Source organism: Variovorax sp. dw_954 (genome assembly GCF_018449755.1).
In the GTDB taxonomy this organism is placed as follows: Bacteria; Pseudomonadota; Gammaproteobacteria; order Burkholderiales; family Burkholderiaceae_C; genus Variovorax.
The window spans coordinates 115,418-132,508 of sequence record NZ_JAAVVD010000009.1 but is presented as its reverse complement, the minus strand read 5'-3'; the positions used below and the strand labels follow the sequence as shown (position 1 = coordinate 132,508).

Sequence of the window (17,091 nt, the reverse complement as noted above, 5' to 3'; positions counted from 1 at the left end):
GGCACGCCGGAGCTTACGCCGACTCCGCCAGCCCGTGCCGGCGGTCTCAGTCCACGCGCTCCGACGGGCTCGCGCTCTTGCGAAGATCGGTCTTGAGCACCTTGCCGACGCCGGAAACCGGCAGGCTCGTCCGGACCTCCATGCTGCGCGGCACCTTGTAGGTCGCGATGCGTTCGCGGCAATGCGTGCGCAAGTCGTCGAGCGGAAGCGTTGCGCCCTCCTTGAGCACGACCACCGCGTGCACCGACTCGCCCCAGCGCTCGCTGGGAATGCCGATCACCGCGCACTGGGCCACGCCCGGATGGGCGGCCACTGCGTTCTCGACCTCGGTCGAATAGACGTTCTCGCCGCCGGTGATGATCATGTCCTTGATCCGGTCGCCAATGTAGACGAAGCCCTCGTCGTCCATGTGCCCGCCGTCGCCCGTGTGCATCCAGCCGTTGCGCAGGGCCTTGGCGGTTTCCTCGGGCTTGTTCCAGTAGCCGAGCATGACGTTGGGCCCGCGCGCGACGATCTCGCCAGCGGTGCCACGCGGCACTTCGACGCCTTGCGGGTCGACGATCTTCATCTCGACGGTGGTGGCCGCGCGCCCGGCCGCGCGCAGCAGGTGGCCATGATGGTGCTCGGGGAAGAGCAGCGCGCCGACGGGCGCCAGTTCCGTCATGCCGTAGCCCTGGTAGAAGGCGACGTTGGGGAAGGCGGCGCGGGCGCGCTCCAGCAGGGTCTGCGAGATCGGCGACGCGCCGTAGGTCAGGCGGTTCAGCGAGGACAGGTCGAGCTCGGCCGCCTCGGCCGGATGCTGGTCGAGCCAGTCCAGCGTCATCTGGATCAGGGTCGGCGCCATCAGCGTTTCGGTCACGCGCTCGCGGGAGATGGTTTCCAGCATCAGCTTCGGCTCGAACATCGGAATCACGATGTGCGTGCCGCCGCTCATGAACAGCGAGACGGTCGGCGCAAAGTCGGCCAGGTGGAACATCGGCATGGCATGCAGGTAGCGAACCTTCTCGATGCACGAACCGATGATGAGTGCGTTCACCGCCGAGACGCCGAGGTTGTCGTGGCTCAGCATCACGCCCTTGGGAAAGCCCGTCGTGCCGCCGGTGTAGAAGATGCCGGCAAGGTCGCCACCATGGCGCCATGCGTCTTCGATCGGCTCGCTTTGCGCGATCAGCGTCTCGTAGTCGAGCATGCCTTCGGGCGTCTCGCCGTCACCGGCGTAGACCAGGTGGCGCACGGTCTTCGATTGCTTGACCATGCCAGCGGCAGCCGCCTTGAAGGTGTCGTCGACGATCATCACTGTGGTGCCCGAGTCGTCCAGCGAGTACAGGATCTCGGCGGGGCTCCAGCGGATGTTGACCGGGTTGAGCACGCCGCCGGCCCACGGCACGGCGAGGTCGTACTCGATGTAGCGCAGCGAGTTGAGCGAATACATCGCGACGCGATCGCCATCGTTGATGCCGAGCTTGCGCAGCGCGCCGGCCAGCCGCGCGACGCGGTCGCCGAGTTGGGCGTATGTCAGCTCCTTGTCCATGAAGCGAACCGCGGTGGCGTCGGGGCGCACATGCATCGACTTGTGCAGGCCTTGGGTGAGGTACATGTCTTGTCTCCTTTTTTGGGTGTGTCGGGTTGCTTAGAGCGAGCGTCCGACCAGCTCGCGCTGGATCTCGTTGGTGCCGCCGTAGATGCGCTGCACGCGCGCGTCGGCGTACATGCGGGCGATGGGGTACTCCAGCATGTAGCCGTAGCCGCCGAACAGTTGCAGGCACTTGTCGATCACTTCGCCCTGGCGCTCGGTGAGCCAGAACTTGCCCATCGACGCCAGCGATGCGTCGAGGCGACCTTCGATCCACTCCTGCACGATGTGGTCGACGAAGGCGCGCGATGCGAGCGCGGTGGCCTTCACTTCCGCGAGCACGAAGCGGGTGTTCTGGAACTCCAGGATCGGCTTGCCGAAGGCGCGGCGCTCGCGCGCGTAGTCCAGCGTGAGCACGAAGGCGCGCTCCATGGCGGCCGCGGCGCTGACGGCGATCTGTGCACGCTCGTAGGGCAGTTGCCCCATGAGCTGGAAGAAGCCCTGGCCTTCCTGACCGCCCAGCAGGCAGTCGGCCGACACCACGCAATCGTCGAAGAACATCTCGGAGGTGTCGCCGCCGTCCTGTCCGATCTTGTCGAGCACCTTGCCGCGGCGGAAACCCGGGTTGTTGACGTCGACGATGAAGAGCGAGATGCCCTTGGCGCCCTGCGTGGTGTCGGTTTTCGCGACCACGATCACCACGTCGCACAGCTGGCCGTTGGTGATGAAAGTCTTGGCGCCGTTGATCACGTAGCCGTCGCCCCGCTTCTCTGCCTTGGTGCGCACGCCTTGAAGGTCCGAACCGGTGCCGGGTTCGGTCATCGCGATCGCCGTGATGACTTCGCCGGAAGCGATGCGCGGCAGCCAGCTCAGCTTCTGCGCCTCGGTGCCGTAGGCCATGAGGTAGTGGCCGACGATGTGGCTGATGCCCTGGCCGAAGCCGGTGTTGCCGGCATAGCCCAGTTCACGCACCACCACCGCAGCATGCGCGGGCGTGCCGCCCGAGCCGCCGTATTCCTCCGGCACGTCCGGCAGGATCAGGCCGAGCTCGCCGGCCTTGCGCCAGACCTCGCGGCCACTCTGGTGGTCCTCGCGCCATTGCAGGTCATGGGGTTCGACGAATTCCTTGCAGAAGCGCCGCACCGTGTCGGCGAAGGCTTCGAGGTCTTCGTCCATCCACGGGGATCGAATCTTGTCGAGCATGTCGAAGCGCTCCGCGTCAGATGTTGCCGAGGCCGCCGCCGCAGATCAGCACCTGGCCCGACACGTAGTCGGATTCGGGCTGGCAGAACAGGTAGATGGAGCCTGCTGCTTCGTCCGGCGTGCCAGGACGACCAGCCGGGATGCCTTGCTTGGCGGCTTCGAGCAGCTGCGGGTTCACGCCGACCTTGATGTCGCGGCCTTCGATCTTGACCGAGGCATTGCCGTCGGCCGAGGCTTCGGTCAGGCGCGTCATGATGAAGCCGAAGGCCACTGCATTGACATTCACCTTGAGGCGGCCCCATTCCTTGGACAGCGTCTTGGTCAGGCCCAGGATGCCGGACTTGGCCGACGAATAGTTGCTCTGGCCCGGGTTGCCGCCAGCAGCGACCGACGATACGTTCACGATCTTGCGGAACACTTCGCGGCCTTCGGCCTTCTCGGCCTTGGCTGCTGCGCTGATGACCGGATAGGCCGCGCGCAGGATGCGGAATGGCGCAGTCAGGTGGCAATCCATGATCGCGTACCACTGCTCGTCCGTCATCTTCTGGATCACGTTGTCCCAGGTGTAGCCCGCGTTGTTGACGATGATGTCGATGCCCTTGTAGTTGTCCACCGCGGTCTTGATGAAGCGATCGGCAAAGTCGGGCGCGGTGACGCTGCCGACGCAGGCGACAGCCTCGCCGCCCATGCCACGAATGGTCTCGACCACTTCGTTTGCTGGCTCTGCGTCCAGATCGTTGATGACGAGGCGCGCGCCTTCGCTGGCGAGCTTGAGGGCCAGTGCGCGGCCGATGCCACGGCCAGAGCCGGTGATGAGTGCGGTTTTTCCGGTGAGCTTGCTCATGTGTATTTCTCGATGTCTTGGGTGATAGGGGGTTGGTTGTGTGGTCAGCTCAGCGCGACCACGGCTTCGGCGACGATCTTGGGTTCGCCGTACTGGCTGGCGCACAGCATCTCGACGCGCACGCGCTGCTCGCCGTTCGCCTCGAACTTCTCGGCCACGCGGCCGGTCAGCGTCGGCTGGTTGCCCAGGTGCGTGATGCCCGAGAAGCGCATCGACAAGTTGCGCACCTGTTCTTGCGGCACCCAGTCCGTCAGCAGGTTGGCCACGTAGGCCGCCGACAGCATGCCGTGCGCGAACACGTCGGGCATGCGCGACTTGCGGGCGAAGTCGATGTCGATGTGGATCGGGTTGTGGTCACCCGATGCACCGGCATACAGCGCGAGGGTGGTGCGGTTGATGGCGGGCAGCGTGAGCGGCGGCAGCGCGTCGCCGACGTTGAGGTCTTGATAGCGGGGGGATTGCATGATGTCTCCTCTGGTTCAGCCGTTGCGCTGGACGATCGTGCCGCGCAGGTCGGCCACGTGTTCGCCCTTCTGGTTGGTCACGCGGGTCTCGTTGACGACGAAGCTCAGGGCGCCGCCCTTCTTGTCGTAGACGTCCGCGACCTTGGTCTCGAAGCTCAGCGTGTCGCCGGCGTAGGCCATGCGGTGGTACTCGAAGGCTTGCTCGGCGTGCAGGATGCGTCCGAGGTCCATCTTCAGCGTGCGCAACGTGTATTCCAGGTCCTGCACTTCGCTGTTGAGGCACATCAGGAAGGTGGGCGGCACCGGCAAGGTCGGATGGCCGGCATCGCGTGCAGCGGATTCGTCGCTGTACACCGAATTGCGCTGGCCCGTGGCCTTGGCGAAGAAGCGCAGGCGGCCTTTCTCGACCTCGACACTGCCGCCGCCGAGCGACTGGCCGATCAGGTTCTTGTCTGTCATGGGGATGTCTCCTTGGATATCGGGGAAAAGGATCAGGCGCGGCCGTACAGGGTCACCACGCAGGCGCCGCCGAGGCCGAGGTTGTGCGCCAGTGCGAGGTTCGCGTTCGCGACCTGGCGTTGGTCTGCTGTGCCACGCAACTGATGCGTGAGCTCGTAGCACTGGGCCAGGCCGGTGGCGCCCAGCGGATGGCCCTTGGACAGCAGGCCGCCCGAGGGGTTGGTGACGACCTGGCCGCCGTAGGTGTTGTCGCCGTCATTGATGAATTGCTCGGCACCGCCTTCGGGGCAGAAGCCAAGGGCTTCGTAGGTGAGCAGTTCGTTGTGGGCGAAGCAGTCGTGCAGCTCGGCGACCTTGATGTCCTCGGGCGCGACACCGGCCTTCTCGTAGACCTGCTGCGCGGCGGCGCGGGTCATGTCGGCGCCGACCATCTTGATCATCGATTGGGGCTCGAAGGAGCTCGGGAAATCGGTGGTCATCGACTGCGCGAGGATCACGACATCGGTGCGCAGGCCGTGCTTCTTCGCGAAGCGCTCGGACACGACCACGGCGGCTGCTGCGCCGCAGGTGGGTGGGCAGGCCATGAGGCGCGTCATCACGCCGGGCCACACCTGCACGTCGTTCATCACGTCATCGACCGAGACGACCTTGCGGAACAGTGCCAGCGGGTTGTTGGCAGCGTGACGGCTGGCCTTGGCGCGGATGGCCGCGAAGGTCTCCATCTTGGTGCCGTACTTCTGCATGTGCTCGCGGCCTGCGCCGCCGAACATCTGCAACGCGACCGGCATGCCGGCCACGTCGCCGGCCAGCGCTTCGGTCACGGCGATGCTCTTGCCCATCGCGGCCGGGCGGTCGTTCCACACCGAGCCCAGCGCGCCGGGCTGCATCTGCTCGAAGCCCAGCGCCAGCGCGCAATCGACCATGCCGCTCTCGACCGCCTGGCGCGCCAGGAAGAGCGCGGACGAGCCGGTGGAGCAATTGTTGTTCACGTTGACCACCGGAATGCCCGACAGACCGACGTCGTACAGCGCCGACTGGCCGCTGGTCGAGTCGCCATAGACATAGCCGACGTAGGCTTGCTGGATCAGCTCGTAGCCGATGCCGGCATCGGCCAGGGCCTGGCGCGTGGCGTCGGCTCCCATGTCGATGTAGCTGGCGCTCGCGCCCGGTTTCTTGAAGGGGATCATGCCGACCCCGACGACGACGACTGGTTGCGTCATGTGGTTCTCCTGGTTGTGTCTGTGGACTTGAAATGAATGGACCCGGTGGGCCCGGTGCGTTCGTTCAGCTCGCCTCGGGTTGCCATTGGGAAAGAAGTTCGGCGAGATCGATGTGTGGCTGTCCCGGTGCGTGGCGCACTTCGGGCACCGTGCGGCTGAAGCGCGGCGCGGGCGCGGGCTGCGTCACGCCATCGATCTCGATGAAGGTGCGGCGCGCCACGTTGTGCGGGTGCAGGGGCGCTTCGTCCATGTCGAGCACGGGCGCAAAGCAGATGTCGGTGCCTTCCATGCGCGCGACCCAATCGGCGCGTGTGCGCGTGGCGATCACCGCCGCGACACGCCGCTTCAGCTCCGGCCACTGGCGCTTGTCCTGCTGGCGCGCAAAGGCGGGGTCGTCCGCAAGGCCCAGCGCCTCGAGCAGCTGCGCGTAGAACTGGGGTTCGATCGAACCGATGGCCACGTACTTGCCGTCGGCGCATTCGTAGGTGTCGTAGAAGTGTGCCGAGCCGTCGAGGAAATTGCTGCCGCGCCGCGCACTCCAGGCGCCGTGGCCCTTCATGCCGTAGAACAGCGAGCCCAGCAGCGCGGTGCCGTCGGTCATGGCCGCATCGATCACCTGGCCCTGGCCGCTGGCGCTGGCCTCGACCAGCGCGCAGGCGATGCCGAAGGCCAGCATCATCGCGCCACCACCGTAGTCGCCCACCAGGTTGAGCGGTGGGGCCGGCGGTTCGCCATGCCGGCCCATGGCGCCCAGCATGCCGCTGAGCGCGATGTAGTTGAGGTCATGGCCAGCTGCGTGCGACAGCGGGCCGAACTGGCCCCAGCCCGTCATGCGGCCGAAGACCAGGCGCGGGTTGCGCTGCAGGCAGACCTCCGGGCCCAGGCCCAGCCGCTCCATGACGCCCGGGCGAAAGCCCTCGACCAGCACGTCGGCGTTCTCGATCAGTGCGAGCACCTGCGCGACGCCTTCGCTCGACTTGAGGTCGACCACCAGCGTGCGCTTGCCGCGGCTGTTGACGTCGCAGTTGGCGGGACCGAAGGGTGCATCGCCGGGACGGGTCACGCGCACCACGTCGGCGCCCATGTCGGCCAGCATCATGGCGCAGAAGGGGCCAGGGCCGATGCCTGCCATCTCGACCACCTTGATGCCTTCCAAAGGACCACTCATTTCGCTTTGACTTCCAGGTTTGAACGGCCCCGGGGGCCGCGTTGCGGGGGCAGGAATTCGGCCTCCGATCGATGTTTCGATTGTTCGGCGCATGGGCTGCGGAGCCCATCGTCCGAACGGGTGATTTGCAGTGACTCAGCGCTCCAGCGCCTGCTGGATTCCGTACGTCTGCATGCGCGCCTGCACTTCGGCCACGTCGTGACTGAGCAGCGCCATGTCGTGCACATTGCCTTCCCGGTCCTTGACGTGGTTGCGCAGCACGGCCTCGGCGCTAAAGCCCAGTTCCTCGAACAAGGCGATCGCTGCGACCTGGTCGACCGTCATCTGCACCGTGAGCTTCTCCAGGCCGAAGCCCAGCGCGATGGCAAAGCATTCCTGGATCAATGCCCGGCCCAGCCCGCGGCCACGCCAGTGCGGCGCGATGAGGACACGCAGCTCGCCGACTTGCGGGGACCATGACAGTGGGTCCGTCACGATGGCGCCGCAGCCAACCATTTCGCCGTCTTCCCACGCGGCCAGGCTGACGAAGCGCTTGTGTTCCAGTGCGTCCATCCATGCGGCGATCACCTTGGGGTGCCGGATGTCGCGGCGCACGAACAGCAAGTCGTGCTCGGGCATGTTCTGGATGAACAGGCCGAATGCGCCGGCGTTGGTCGCCGTCATCGGGCGGATGTCGACGCTGGCTTTTCCGAGGGACAGGGAGCGCGGATAAGGCCGCGAAAAAATGGGGTCGTTCATACGGATCTTTCTCCCAACCATTGATCGAGTGCGGGCCACATCCGCTTGACGGCATTCGGACCGGCGACCAGGCTGACGTGGCCGCCGGGAAGGATGACTTCCTGCTTGTCTTGCGAGCTCACGGCGGCCGCCAGTGGCTGTGCGCAGGCGGGGGGCACCAGGTGATCGTGCTGCGCGATGATGTGCAGCAGCGGCACCTTGATGTTCTTCAGTAGTACCGGCCGGCCGCCGATGCGCAGGGTGCCTTCGTGCAGGCCGTTCTTCCACACAAACTCCTTGATGAGCTGGCGGAAGTACTCGCCTGCCATGGGCAAGGTGTCCGCGCCCCAGCGGTCCATCATGCGGTAGCCCTTGACGTAGTCGTCGTTCCACATGTTGTCCCACAGCCGGATTTGGCCGACGACCCGGCTGGCGGGGCGTTGCAGGTCCATGGCGGTGATGATGGCTTCGGGCGGAATCAGGCCGAGCGAGTTGACCAGGCGGTCCACGTCGAAGTGGCTCTTGTCGGTCATCGACATCGACATCTGGGTATTGCGCCAGTCGGTGGGCGTGGTGAAGAGCACCAGGTTCTTCAGCGGCCCGTCCGGATGCAACGCCGCGTAGATCGTCGACAGCACGCCACCCATGCAGTAGCCGATCACCGTCACGTCGTCCTCGCCGCAGTCCTGCTGCACGCGACGGATGCAGTCCGGGATGAAGTCCAGCACGTAGTCCTCGATGCGCAGGTGGCTTTCCTCGCGCGTGGGCGCGTTCCAGTCCATCACATAGATGTCGTAGCCGCGCGCCAGCATGTACTGGATCAGGCTCTGGCCCTTGGCCAGGTCGAAGACGGCAGCCTTGTTGCTCGTGGCCATCACCAGCAGCAGCGGGACGCGGTAGGTCTCGGCGCTGGTGGCGTGGTAGTGGTAGAGGCTGAGCGTGCCGCGGCGATGCAGCAGCGTGCGCGGGCTCACGCCGACCGCTGGCGAGGGCGAGCCCAGGAAGGCGAGGCCCTTGAGGCTGCGCTGGATCATGCGATCGACTTCGGTGCGCAGGCGCTGGCCCGGCGCCGGATCGGCAGGCTTGGCCTGGCGTTGTTGTTGTTGCTGTTGTTGGGCAGCCATCGTCAGGCTCCCTTGCGTGGCTGCTCTGCGGCCGGTTGGCGCGCCGGGGCATTGGCGGTCTTTGGCGCCTGCGCCGGCTTTCCTCCGTCGAGCGCGAGGGTCACAACGGCTGCAACCGGCGCAGGGCGGCGCGTACGCGGCGGGCGCGCCGGGCGGGAGGCTGTTGCAGGCATCAACTGGTCGAGCTTGTCCTCGACGCGCTGGACGGCCGCGGCGAGCGCCTGCACTTCGCTGCGACTGGGCAGTTCCAGCCGGGCGAGTGCCCTCGCAAGCGCCTTGTCGGTCACGTGCTGGAGGCCGAGCGTGACCTTGGTGGAGCGGTCGAGCACCTTGGCAATCTGCGGTGAACTGGAGACCTGGCGGGCGAACATCTCGTTGACGGTCGCCTCCATCCGGGTGAGCGCGCTGCGCCACATTTCGAGGGGATCGGGAATCTTGGAACTCACCATGGCGGTGACCTTTCTTGTGAGGAGTGAGTCGTGGATCAGAGCGAAGCGGCGAGATGCCCGCCGTCGACGGTGATCAGCCCACCCGTCATCCACGAGGACGCAGGTGTGGCCAGTAGCAGGAGCGCACCATCGAGGTCTTCGGCCTGGCCCAGGCGCTGCATTGGTATGCGCTGCACGAATGCGATCTGTTCGGGCGTCTGTCCCACGCCTTCGGCGATGCCGGCGTCGATGTAGCCCGGCGCCAGCGTGTTCACCCGAATGCCGAAGCGCGCCCATTCGAGCGACAGCGCACGCGTCATGTGGATGACGGCCGCCTTCGAAGCCGCATAGGCAGCGGTGCCTGGCAGCACGCGCTGGCCCATGACGGACGCGATGTTGACGATGACGCCGCCGCGACCTGCAGCCTTCCAGCGTCGCGCGGCTTCGGTGGAGACCATCCAGACGCCGCGCACGTTGGTCGCAATCGTGTCGTCGAACGCTTGCATCGACTGCTTCATGGCCGCGGTGTGGGCCGCGATGCCGGCGTTGTTGACGACGACATCCGGCAGCACGCCTGCCTCGGCCATCTCTGCGTAGGCTTTTGCCACCGAGGCCTCCGAAGCGACGTCCAGCTCGATCGCCGTCGCCTGCGTTGCGCCCAGGGCGCCCAGCTCTGCAGCCAATGCGTCGAGGCGATCCTTGCGACGTGCGGCGATGACCACGCTGGCGCCGCAGCGCGCGGCAAGTCGGGCGAAGTGCTGCCCGAGCCCGGACGACGCGCCGGTGACGAGGACATGCTGTCCCTTGAGCATTGCGCCCATATCCATATCTTGTCTCTCTTTCTTTGATGGCCGTTCTGCAGCAGGCCTGTTGCTGGTGTGGCGCGTCCCGGATGGGTCGCGTGAGGATTTCGTCGTCAGGGTCGCGGGTGCGTCTGCTGCGCCGCGAGGCGATCGATGCGCCGGGCCACCGAGTGGCGCACCAGTCGAGCGGGCGCGAACAGGGGCCGCAGCATGTGTCGCGTCGCTCTGGTTGTGCGTGGCGCCAGCAGGCCCAGGAAGGTATCGGCGTAGCGCTCGAGGGCGATCCATGTGAAGCGCGTCGTGCTCAGCATTTCGCCCACCGTGCCTGTGAGCGCGGATGGCTGTGCCGCTGGCACGTCGGCGATCTCGACGGTGCGGTCGACCGCACCGTCGTCACGGAATGCTGCGGCGAGGGCGTCGCCGATGCGCTGCAGTGCGTCGCGGCTCGCATCGATCACCGCGTCGAAGTTCAGGAAACCATGGAACTGGCCCGCGTAGTGCAGCAGTTCCACGGGCACGCCCGCGGCGCGAAGCCGTTCGCCGTAGTCCAGCCCGTCGTCGCGGATCGGGTCGAAGCCGGCGCTGACGATGAGCGCCGGCGGCAAGCCGCGCAGGTCGCGGCTGTGGCTGGGAGACAGCCAGGGATCGTCGCCCACTTCGATCCTGTTGCCCAACTGGCGCTTGATCTGTTCGATCGTATCGAGCGTGAGGAAGTACCCGTGCGCGTTCTCCACCAGCGAAGGGAACTCCTTCACCAGGTCGGTGGCCGGGTACGCCAGCACCTGCAGGCGCAGGGCCGGGCCACCACGGCGCAAGGCCTCTTGCGCCACCGCGGCGGAGATGTTGCCACCCGCCGAGTCGCCGCCGATGGCAAGGCGCGTCGTGTCGATGCCGAACTCGGCGCCGTTGCCCGCGACCCATTCGAGGGCGGCCAGGAAGTCCTCGCGGCAGGCGCGCAGATCGTGCTCGGGCGCAAGGCGATAGCGCACCGCGATCGTGATGCAGTCGGCGGCCAGTGCGACATGGCGGCAGATCGAATCGCCGGTGTCCAGGCCACCGACGATGAAGCCGCCACCATGGCACCACAGGAAGGCAGGCCGTGGTGATTGAGCGCGCGTCGGCACGAAGATCCGCATCGCGATGGGGCCGCCCGGCCCATCGATCGTGCGTTCGATGACGTGCAAGACCGGCGGCCTGCGTCCCATGGCCAGCGCCACGATGCGCCACACCTCGCGCTGCCGACGCAACGACATGCCGTCCGCGCTTGCGGCACGCTGGGCCAGGTTGACGAGTCGCAGCAGCGCCCGCGCCGCGCGGTCCGGCCGGCTCGCACGCAGCATGCGCGGCATGCCTGAATCGGAAGCAGTTCGAGGGCTCTCGATGGCCGTGGCTTGCGCCGGTTGTCGTTGTAGATCTGGATGTTGTGGAGTCATGGGGCTACCTGCGGGCGACGTGTGCCGTTCGAATGCCGCAAGAGGCGGCAGTCGCGTTCAGTCAGGTCGGAATTGTTCGACGCAGGTGATCCCCGGGACATCGTCTTAACGGGTGATTCGTCGGATTCGTCCCGTTTGGCCCACGGGGTTCAGTCCCTCGTCCGAACGGGTGATTTGCAATTTGCCGGTGCGCCACGAGGCCGTTTCGCGCTCTACGATCCGCCGCGATCCAGGAGACAACACACATGAAGAACATGACCGCATTCATCGCCACCATGACCTTGCTCGGTGCCTCCGCGCACGCGCAAGTCAGCAACGAAAGCCCCAAGCCCGTGACTGTGCCCGTGACCGTGCCCGTGACCGTGCCCGTGACAGTCGACAACTTCATCCGCGCAGAAAGCGATCGCTACTTCGGCAGCGTGGCCAGCCGGAACGGCTTCGGCAAGCTGCAGTTCACCCGCGCGCTGGCACCGATCAGCCGTCAGACCGTGATCCGCATGAACCGCGACACGCTGTACGGCGCAGGCGTGTTCGACCTCGATGCGGGCCCGGTGACGGTCACGCTGCCGGATACCGGCGGGCGCTACATGTCGATGCAGGTCGTGAGCCAGGACCATTACACGCTGCCGACCTTCCGCGCGCCGGGCACCCACACCATCACGCGCGAGCAGGTCGGCACGCGCTACGCCATCGTCGGCATTCGCGTGCTGGTCGACGCGAACGATGCGGAAGACATCCGCAAGGGCAATGCGCTACAGGATGCGGTGCAGGTCTCCCAGAAGGCGCCGGGCACGTACGACGCTGTGTCCTGGGACGCCGAGAGCCAGAAGAGGATTCGCGACGCGCTACTGGTGCTGGGCTCGGCGATCCCGGACTCGCACCGCATGTTCGGCGGTCGCGCCGCCCAGCTGGACCCGGTGCGCCACCTGATCGGGTCGGCCACGCTGTGGGGCGGCCTGCCCGAGCAGGAAGCCCTGTACCTGAACTTCATGCCGCCCATCAACGACGGCAAGGCGGTCTACCGGCTCGATGTCGGCGATGTGCCCGCCGATGGCTTCTGGTCGATCAGCGTCTACAACGCCAAGGGCTACTTCGAGCCCAACGCGCGCAACGCCTACGCCATCAGCAACATCACCGCGAAGAAGAGTCCCGAAGGCCGTGTGGTCGTCCAGTTTGGCGGATGCGCGGACGACACGCCCAACTGCCTGCCGACCACCGACGGCTGGAACTACACCGTGCGCCTGTATCGCCCGCGCGCCGAGGCCATCACCGGTGCGTGGACCCTTCCCAAGCCGCAACTCCTCGGCTCCCCCTGAACTCACCCAATGAAAGTCAACATGAAAGAGAACAACAAGGTCGCCATCGTCACGGGCGCAGGCTCGGGCATCGGGCGCGCAACCGCGCTGCTGCTGGCGGCGCAAGGCCACCAGGTGGTCGCCAGCGACATCAACGAAGTCGGCGCAGCCGAAACGGCGCGACTGGTCATCGACGCTGGAGGGCAGGCCGTGTCCATGCGCGCCGATGTGTCGCAGGACGGCGATTGCGAGGCCCTGGTGGCGCGCGCGCTCGAGCACTACGGACGCCTGGATGTCGCCTTCAACAACGCGGGCATCTTCGGCGCGCCCGCGATGACGGCGGACCAGACGCCCGTGGAATGGCAGCGTGTGATCGACATCAACCTCAGCGGCGTCTTCTATTGCATGCGCCACCAGATCCCGGCGATGAAGCGCTCGGGCGGCGGCGCCATCGTCAACACCGCGTCGATCATGGCCACCAAGGGCGGCGTGGGCACGGCGGCTTACTCCGCATCGAAGCACGGCGTCATCGGGCTGACCAAGTCGGCGGCGCTCGAGTGCGGCCGCGATGGCATCCGCATCAATGCCGTGTGCCCCGGCTTCATCGAGACGCCGATGATCCGCGGCGAGAAGACCATCTTCACCGACAAGACGGTGCAGGCCGCCATCGACGGCACGGCAGTGCGCCGATTGGCCCAACCTGCCGAGGTGGCAGAGATGGTGGCGTGGCTGTGCTCCAGCGGCGCCTCCTACGTCACGGGCGCGAGCTTCACGGTCGACGGCGGCCTGACCGCGCGCTGAAGGACGAGACGATGAACTTCACAGAGCCCGACCACATCCGGCAACTGCGCGACACGCTGGAGCGCTTCGTCGACAAGGAGATGCCACGCGCCGCCGCGGCGCAGTGGGACAAGAACAACCATTTCCCGCGGGACGTGTTCGACAAGCTGGCGGGCCTCGGCGTGCTGGGCCTCACGGTGCCGGAGGAATACGGCGGCGCCGGGCGCGACATCCTCGCGACCATGGTGGTCATCGAGGAACTGTCGCGCCGCAGCCTTGCCGTTTCCGTGCCCTACATCATGGGTGCCTGCTATGCCGGCATGAACATTGTGGAATGCGCGACCGAGGAGCAGCGCCAGGCGCTCTTGCCCAAGGTGGCCGACGGCACGCTGATCTTTGCCTACGGCCTGACCGAGCCCGATGCGGGCGCCGACCTGGCCAGCGTGAAGACGCGCGCCGAGCGCATCGGCGACACGGTGCGCATCAACGGCGCCAAGCGCTTCTGCTCGGGTGCCGCGATCTCCGACTACATCTACGCGCTGGTTCGCAGCGGCCCTGAAGGCGACCGGCACAAGAACCTCTCGATGGTCATGATTCCGTCGACCGCCAAGGGGGTGCTCATCACCCCCATCGAAGGGATGGGCATGAAGGGCGCGGCCACCACCGACGTCATCTTCGACGACGTGGAAGTGCCCTTTGCCAACGTCATCGGCGGCGAGGACGGGTGGAACAACGGCTGGCCGATGCTGGTCGGCCCGGGCCTGGACGTCGAGAAGCTCGAAGTGGCCGCCATCGGCGTGGGTATCGCACGCGCTGCGCTCGACGACGCCTGGGCCTATGCCTTCGAGCGCCGGCAGTTCGGCAAGCGCATCGCCAGCTACCAGTCGATCCAGCACAAGCTCGCGGACATGAAGACCCAGTTGCATGCGGCGCGGCTGGTGCTCTACCACGCGGCCTGGCTGGCCAACGAGCACCAGCCTTGCCAGGTCGAGACCTCGATGGCCAAGCTGTTCGCGACGGAAGTCTGCAAGGCCGTCGCCCTCGAATGCCAGACCATCTTCGGCGCCTATGGCTACGTCAAGGACTTCGATGCCGAGCGCTATGTGCGCGACGCCTTGCTCATGCCGATCATCGGCGGCTCCTCGGCCGTCCAACGCAACAACATCTTCAAGGGAACGTTGGCGAGGGCCTGAGCCTCGTCTTTTCCCCGATCAACTGCAAGGAAAACCATGCCTGAATTCAAGTACCTGACCGTCGAGCCCCAGGGCGACGGGGTCTATCACGTCCAGCTCGCGCGGCCCCCGGCCAATGCAGTGCATCGCGACATGTACATCGAGCTCAAGCAACTCTTCGGCAACGTGGACCAGTTGGGCGACGACGTACGCGCCATCGTCCTGAGCGGACAGGGCAAGCATTTCTGCGGTGGCAACGACCTCGAGGAATTCGCGACCATGACCCCGGACAACGCGGTCGAGCGCATGTGGCGCGTACGCGAGGCCTTCTTCGCCATCTCCGAGTGTGCGGTTCCGGTGATTGCCGCCGTGCACGGCGCCGCGATGGGCACCGGGCTGGCCATCGCGGGATCCTGCGACTTCGTGGTGGCGGCAAAGGACGCCAGGCTGGGCTTGCCCGAGCTGACCGTCGGCGTGATGGGCGGTGCGCGACACCTGGCGCGGATGGCGCCGCAGCCGGTGGTGCGACGCATGTATTTCACGGGGGACCCGATGAGCGCACAGGACCTTGCCTCGGCAGGCGCGGCGATCGTGGTGTGCGAGGGCGACAAGCTCATGGACGAGGCGATGCGCTTCGCGCGGCGGATCGCCCAGCACAGCCCGACGGCGGTGCGTGTCAGCAAGCGGGTGCTGGACCGTATCGAATCGATGGACCTGCGCACCGGCTACGAATTCGAGCAGGGCGCGACCTCCCGCATGAGCGGCCATCCGGATTCCAAGGAGGCTCTGGCAGCCTTCAAGGAAAAGCGCCCGGCGCGATTCATGCCGCGCAGCGGCGAAGGCCATTGGTTCGGCATGTGACGCGCCGTTTCGAGCGTCGCTGGCGCGACGATGCGCAACAGCAGTGGCAAGTCGCAAGGGCGGTGGGCCACCAACACCCTTTCGCGACAATGCAAAGCGCCGCCTGGTTTGGATGGCTAGTTGTTGCCGCCGCGAATGGCGGTGTTATCCCTGCCCAGCTCGAGGTCGCGCAGGCGTGCCACGGCCTCGTCGCGCTCGGCCACGCCAAGCTTGGCGTAGATCTTCCGCAGGTGCCATTTCACGGTGTGCGGCGTGACGCCGAGCACCCGGGCGATCTTCTTGTTGGGCAGCCTGGGCGACGAGGTTGAGCACCTCGCGCTCTCGCTCGCTGAAGGACTCGATGGCCGCGTCGGTCGAGGATGCGGGCGGCGGCGCCGCCACGGGTTGTCGCTGCGTCGCTGCGGCCAGCACGCGCCGGGCGTAGAAGGCCAGCACCGGGTCGACAGGGGTGGCGTGCAGCAGGGCCTCGATCTGTTCGGGCACGCGGCGGTCGGCATCGAGCAGGCTGCGCGAAAGCCCCAGCCGGTGGCCCAGTCGCAGCGCTTCCAGTAGATGGCGCCTGGCCGTCTCGGCATTGCCGCGGCCGGCCTCGGCGCAGGCAAGCTGCGCCTGCAGGAGGGCCACGGTGCGGTAGCGCCCGCAGGCCTCGCATTCGGTCATCACCGGCCCGAGCCGCGCGATGGCGGCGTCGAAGTCGTTCCAGTTCAGGCTCATCTCGGCGCGGGCCCGCTCAGCGATGCGGCGCACCTCGGCCGCGGCGGTCGAGGTGCGGCCGGCCTGGCGCGCGCCCAGTAGCACGATGCGCTCCAGCGTGCCCTGCGCCTGCACGGTCTCGCCGCGGCGCAACTGCCAGCGCAGGCGCATCGCCAGCGCGTAGCCCAGCGGCCGATCCAGGCGATGCTGGGTGCCGTAGTCCTCCAGCCAGCGCATCGAGATAGCGGCCCTTCTCGGTCGCCGCCGGCCTGCTCGGCGCTGGCGACCGTTACCTGGGTGCCACGCAGAACGTGGCAGAAATGCTCGTCACCTGGATGAAGGGCATGTCAGCCGATGCGCCGCAGGACCTGTTCGACGCACGCGCCCGTGAGCTGCTGCAGACCTACCGAAGCGAGAAGAAGCGCATCCAGGGCGTCGGCCATCCGATCCACGTGGAGGGCGATCCGCGCGTGCCGTCGCTGCGCGCCATCTCGAAAGACAACGGCTACTACGGCGCATGCTGGCGGCTGCTCGACGCCATCGAGACGATCCAGGCCAATGAGTTCGGCCGCAAGCTGTCGATCAACGGCGCCGGCGCCATGGGCGCCATTGCCGCCGACCTGGGGCTGGACCCGCGCATCGCGCGCGGCCTGGCGCTGGTGGGGCGCACGGCCGGCCTGGTCGGCCACATCATGGAAGAGGCGATGAAGCCGAGCGGCCCCCAGATCTGGGACGTGGTGCTGAAGGAAGAGGCGAAGGGGCTCTGACATTCGCGGGGCCCACAACCGGTTCGAATGACGCATGAACGGTGAGAGCAGGTCGAAGTCGGCGGCGCGGACCTCGGCGTTCGCGCG

The 17,091-nt window shown here is 66.8% G+C and carries 18 protein-coding genes and 1 pseudogene; 6 read left to right on the top strand and 13 right to left on the bottom strand.

Annotation, left to right across the window (positions count from 1 at the left end; all coding sequences use genetic code 11):
* Nucleotides 1-46: 46 nt before the first annotated feature.
* The 12 genes from HB681_RS16185 to HB681_RS16130 all read right to left on the bottom strand — a co-directional run bounded on the left by HB681_RS16185 (nucleotide 47) and on the right by HB681_RS16130 (nucleotide 11,352).
* Nucleotides 47-1,597, bottom strand: a complete 1,551-nt coding sequence (locus HB681_RS16185; protein ID WP_213955871.1) for a long-chain fatty acid--CoA ligase — start codon at nucleotides 1,595-1,597, stop codon at nucleotides 47-49.
* Nucleotides 1,598-1,630: 33 nt separating this feature from the next.
* On the bottom strand, nucleotides 1,631-2,776 hold the full coding sequence (locus HB681_RS16180; protein WP_256734965.1) for an acyl-CoA dehydrogenase family protein: 1,146 nt from the start codon (nucleotides 2,774-2,776) through the stop codon (nucleotides 1,631-1,633).
* 16 nt (nucleotides 2,777-2,792) lie between these two features.
* Nucleotides 2,793-3,620, bottom strand: a complete 828-nt coding sequence (locus HB681_RS16175; RefSeq protein WP_213955870.1) for an SDR family NAD(P)-dependent oxidoreductase — start codon at nucleotides 3,618-3,620, stop codon at nucleotides 2,793-2,795.
* 44 nt (nucleotides 3,621-3,664) lie between these two features.
* Nucleotides 3,665-4,084 (bottom strand): MaoC family dehydratase, encoded by a 420-nt coding sequence (locus HB681_RS16170; RefSeq protein WP_213955869.1) that lies wholly within the window; start codon nucleotides 4,082-4,084, stop codon nucleotides 3,665-3,667.
* A 15-nt stretch (nucleotides 4,085-4,099) separates the two neighbouring features.
* Entirely contained in the window at nucleotides 4,100-4,543 is a 444-nt protein-coding gene (locus HB681_RS16165) for a MaoC family dehydratase N-terminal domain-containing protein (RefSeq protein ID WP_213955868.1), read from the bottom strand.
* 32 nt (nucleotides 4,544-4,575) lie between these two features.
* Complete coding sequence (locus HB681_RS16160) at nucleotides 4,576-5,763, bottom strand: lipid-transfer protein (protein ID WP_213955867.1); 1,188 nt, start codon at nucleotides 5,761-5,763, stop codon at nucleotides 4,576-4,578.
* 64 nt (nucleotides 5,764-5,827) lie between these two features.
* On the bottom strand, nucleotides 5,828-6,931 hold the full coding sequence (locus HB681_RS16155) for a CaiB/BaiF CoA-transferase family protein (protein ID WP_213955866.1): 1,104 nt from the start codon (nucleotides 6,929-6,931) through the stop codon (nucleotides 5,828-5,830).
* A gap of 135 nt (nucleotides 6,932-7,066) precedes the next feature.
* Nucleotides 7,067-7,669 carry a GNAT family N-acetyltransferase gene (locus tag HB681_RS16150; protein WP_213955865.1) on the bottom strand — a complete coding sequence of 201 codons (603 nt, stop codon included), beginning with the start codon at nucleotides 7,667-7,669 and terminating at the stop codon, nucleotides 7,067-7,069.
* A complete protein-coding gene (locus tag HB681_RS16145; protein WP_213955864.1) occupies nucleotides 7,666-8,772 on the bottom strand; it encodes an alpha/beta fold hydrolase in 1,107 nt (368 codons plus the stop codon). The genes HB681_RS16150 and HB681_RS16145 overlap by 4 nt, the downstream gene beginning before the upstream one ends.
* 2 nt (nucleotides 8,773-8,774) lie before the next feature.
* Complete coding sequence (locus HB681_RS16140; protein ID WP_213955863.1) at nucleotides 8,775-9,221, bottom strand: phasin family protein; 447 nt, start codon at nucleotides 9,219-9,221, stop codon at nucleotides 8,775-8,777.
* A 35-nt stretch (nucleotides 9,222-9,256) separates the two neighbouring features.
* Nucleotides 9,257-10,027 carry an SDR family oxidoreductase gene (locus HB681_RS16135; RefSeq protein WP_213955862.1) on the bottom strand — a complete coding sequence of 257 codons (771 nt, stop codon included), beginning with the start codon at nucleotides 10,025-10,027 and terminating at the stop codon, nucleotides 9,257-9,259.
* Between the two features lie 89 nt (nucleotides 10,028-10,116).
* A complete protein-coding gene (locus HB681_RS16130) occupies nucleotides 10,117-11,352 on the bottom strand; it encodes an alpha/beta hydrolase (RefSeq protein ID WP_213955861.1) in 1,236 nt (411 codons plus the stop codon).
* Nucleotides 11,353-11,681: 329 nt separating this feature from the next.
* Here HB681_RS16130 and HB681_RS16125 point away from each other — a divergent pair, with 329 nt between their 5' ends.
* The 4 genes from HB681_RS16125 to HB681_RS16110 are packed head-to-tail and all read left to right on the top strand — an operon-like array spanning nucleotide 11,682 to nucleotide 15,544.
* A complete protein-coding gene (locus tag HB681_RS16125) occupies nucleotides 11,682-12,752 on the top strand; it encodes a DUF1254 domain-containing protein (RefSeq protein WP_213955860.1) in 1,071 nt (356 codons plus the stop codon).
* 21 nt (nucleotides 12,753-12,773) lie between these two features.
* Entirely contained in the window at nucleotides 12,774-13,532 is a 759-nt protein-coding gene (locus HB681_RS16120) for an SDR family NAD(P)-dependent oxidoreductase (protein WP_256734964.1), read from the top strand.
* Nucleotides 13,533-13,543: 11 nt separating this feature from the next.
* The gene (locus tag HB681_RS16115) at nucleotides 13,544-14,704 is read left to right on the top strand and encodes an acyl-CoA dehydrogenase family protein (protein WP_213955858.1); all 1,161 of its coding nucleotides are present in this window, start codon (nucleotides 13,544-13,546) and stop codon (nucleotides 14,702-14,704) included.
* A gap of 36 nt (nucleotides 14,705-14,740) precedes the next feature.
* Nucleotides 14,741-15,544, top strand: coding sequence for an enoyl-CoA hydratase-related protein (locus HB681_RS16110; RefSeq protein WP_213955857.1), 804 nt, complete (start codon nucleotides 14,741-14,743; stop codon nucleotides 15,542-15,544).
* Nucleotides 15,545-15,660: 116 nt separating this feature from the next.
* Here the strand turns inward: HB681_RS16110 and HB681_RS38110 are convergent, their stop codons facing one another.
* Entirely contained in the window at nucleotides 15,661-16,041 is a 381-nt protein-coding gene (locus tag HB681_RS38110) for a LuxR C-terminal-related transcriptional regulator (protein WP_256734974.1), read from the bottom strand.
* A 55-nt stretch (nucleotides 16,042-16,096) separates the two neighbouring features.
* Here HB681_RS38110 and HB681_RS38105 point away from each other — a divergent pair, with 55 nt between their 5' ends.
* Nucleotides 16,097-16,339 carry a hypothetical protein gene (locus HB681_RS38105; RefSeq protein WP_256734963.1) on the top strand — a complete coding sequence of 81 codons (243 nt, stop codon included), beginning with the start codon at nucleotides 16,097-16,099 and terminating at the stop codon, nucleotides 16,337-16,339.
* Between the two features lie 164 nt (nucleotides 16,340-16,503).
* A pseudogene (locus tag HB681_RS16100) lies at nucleotides 16,504-17,004 on the top strand (citrate/2-methylcitrate synthase); the annotation flags it as partial.
* Nucleotides 17,005-17,091 lie beyond the last annotated feature (87 nt).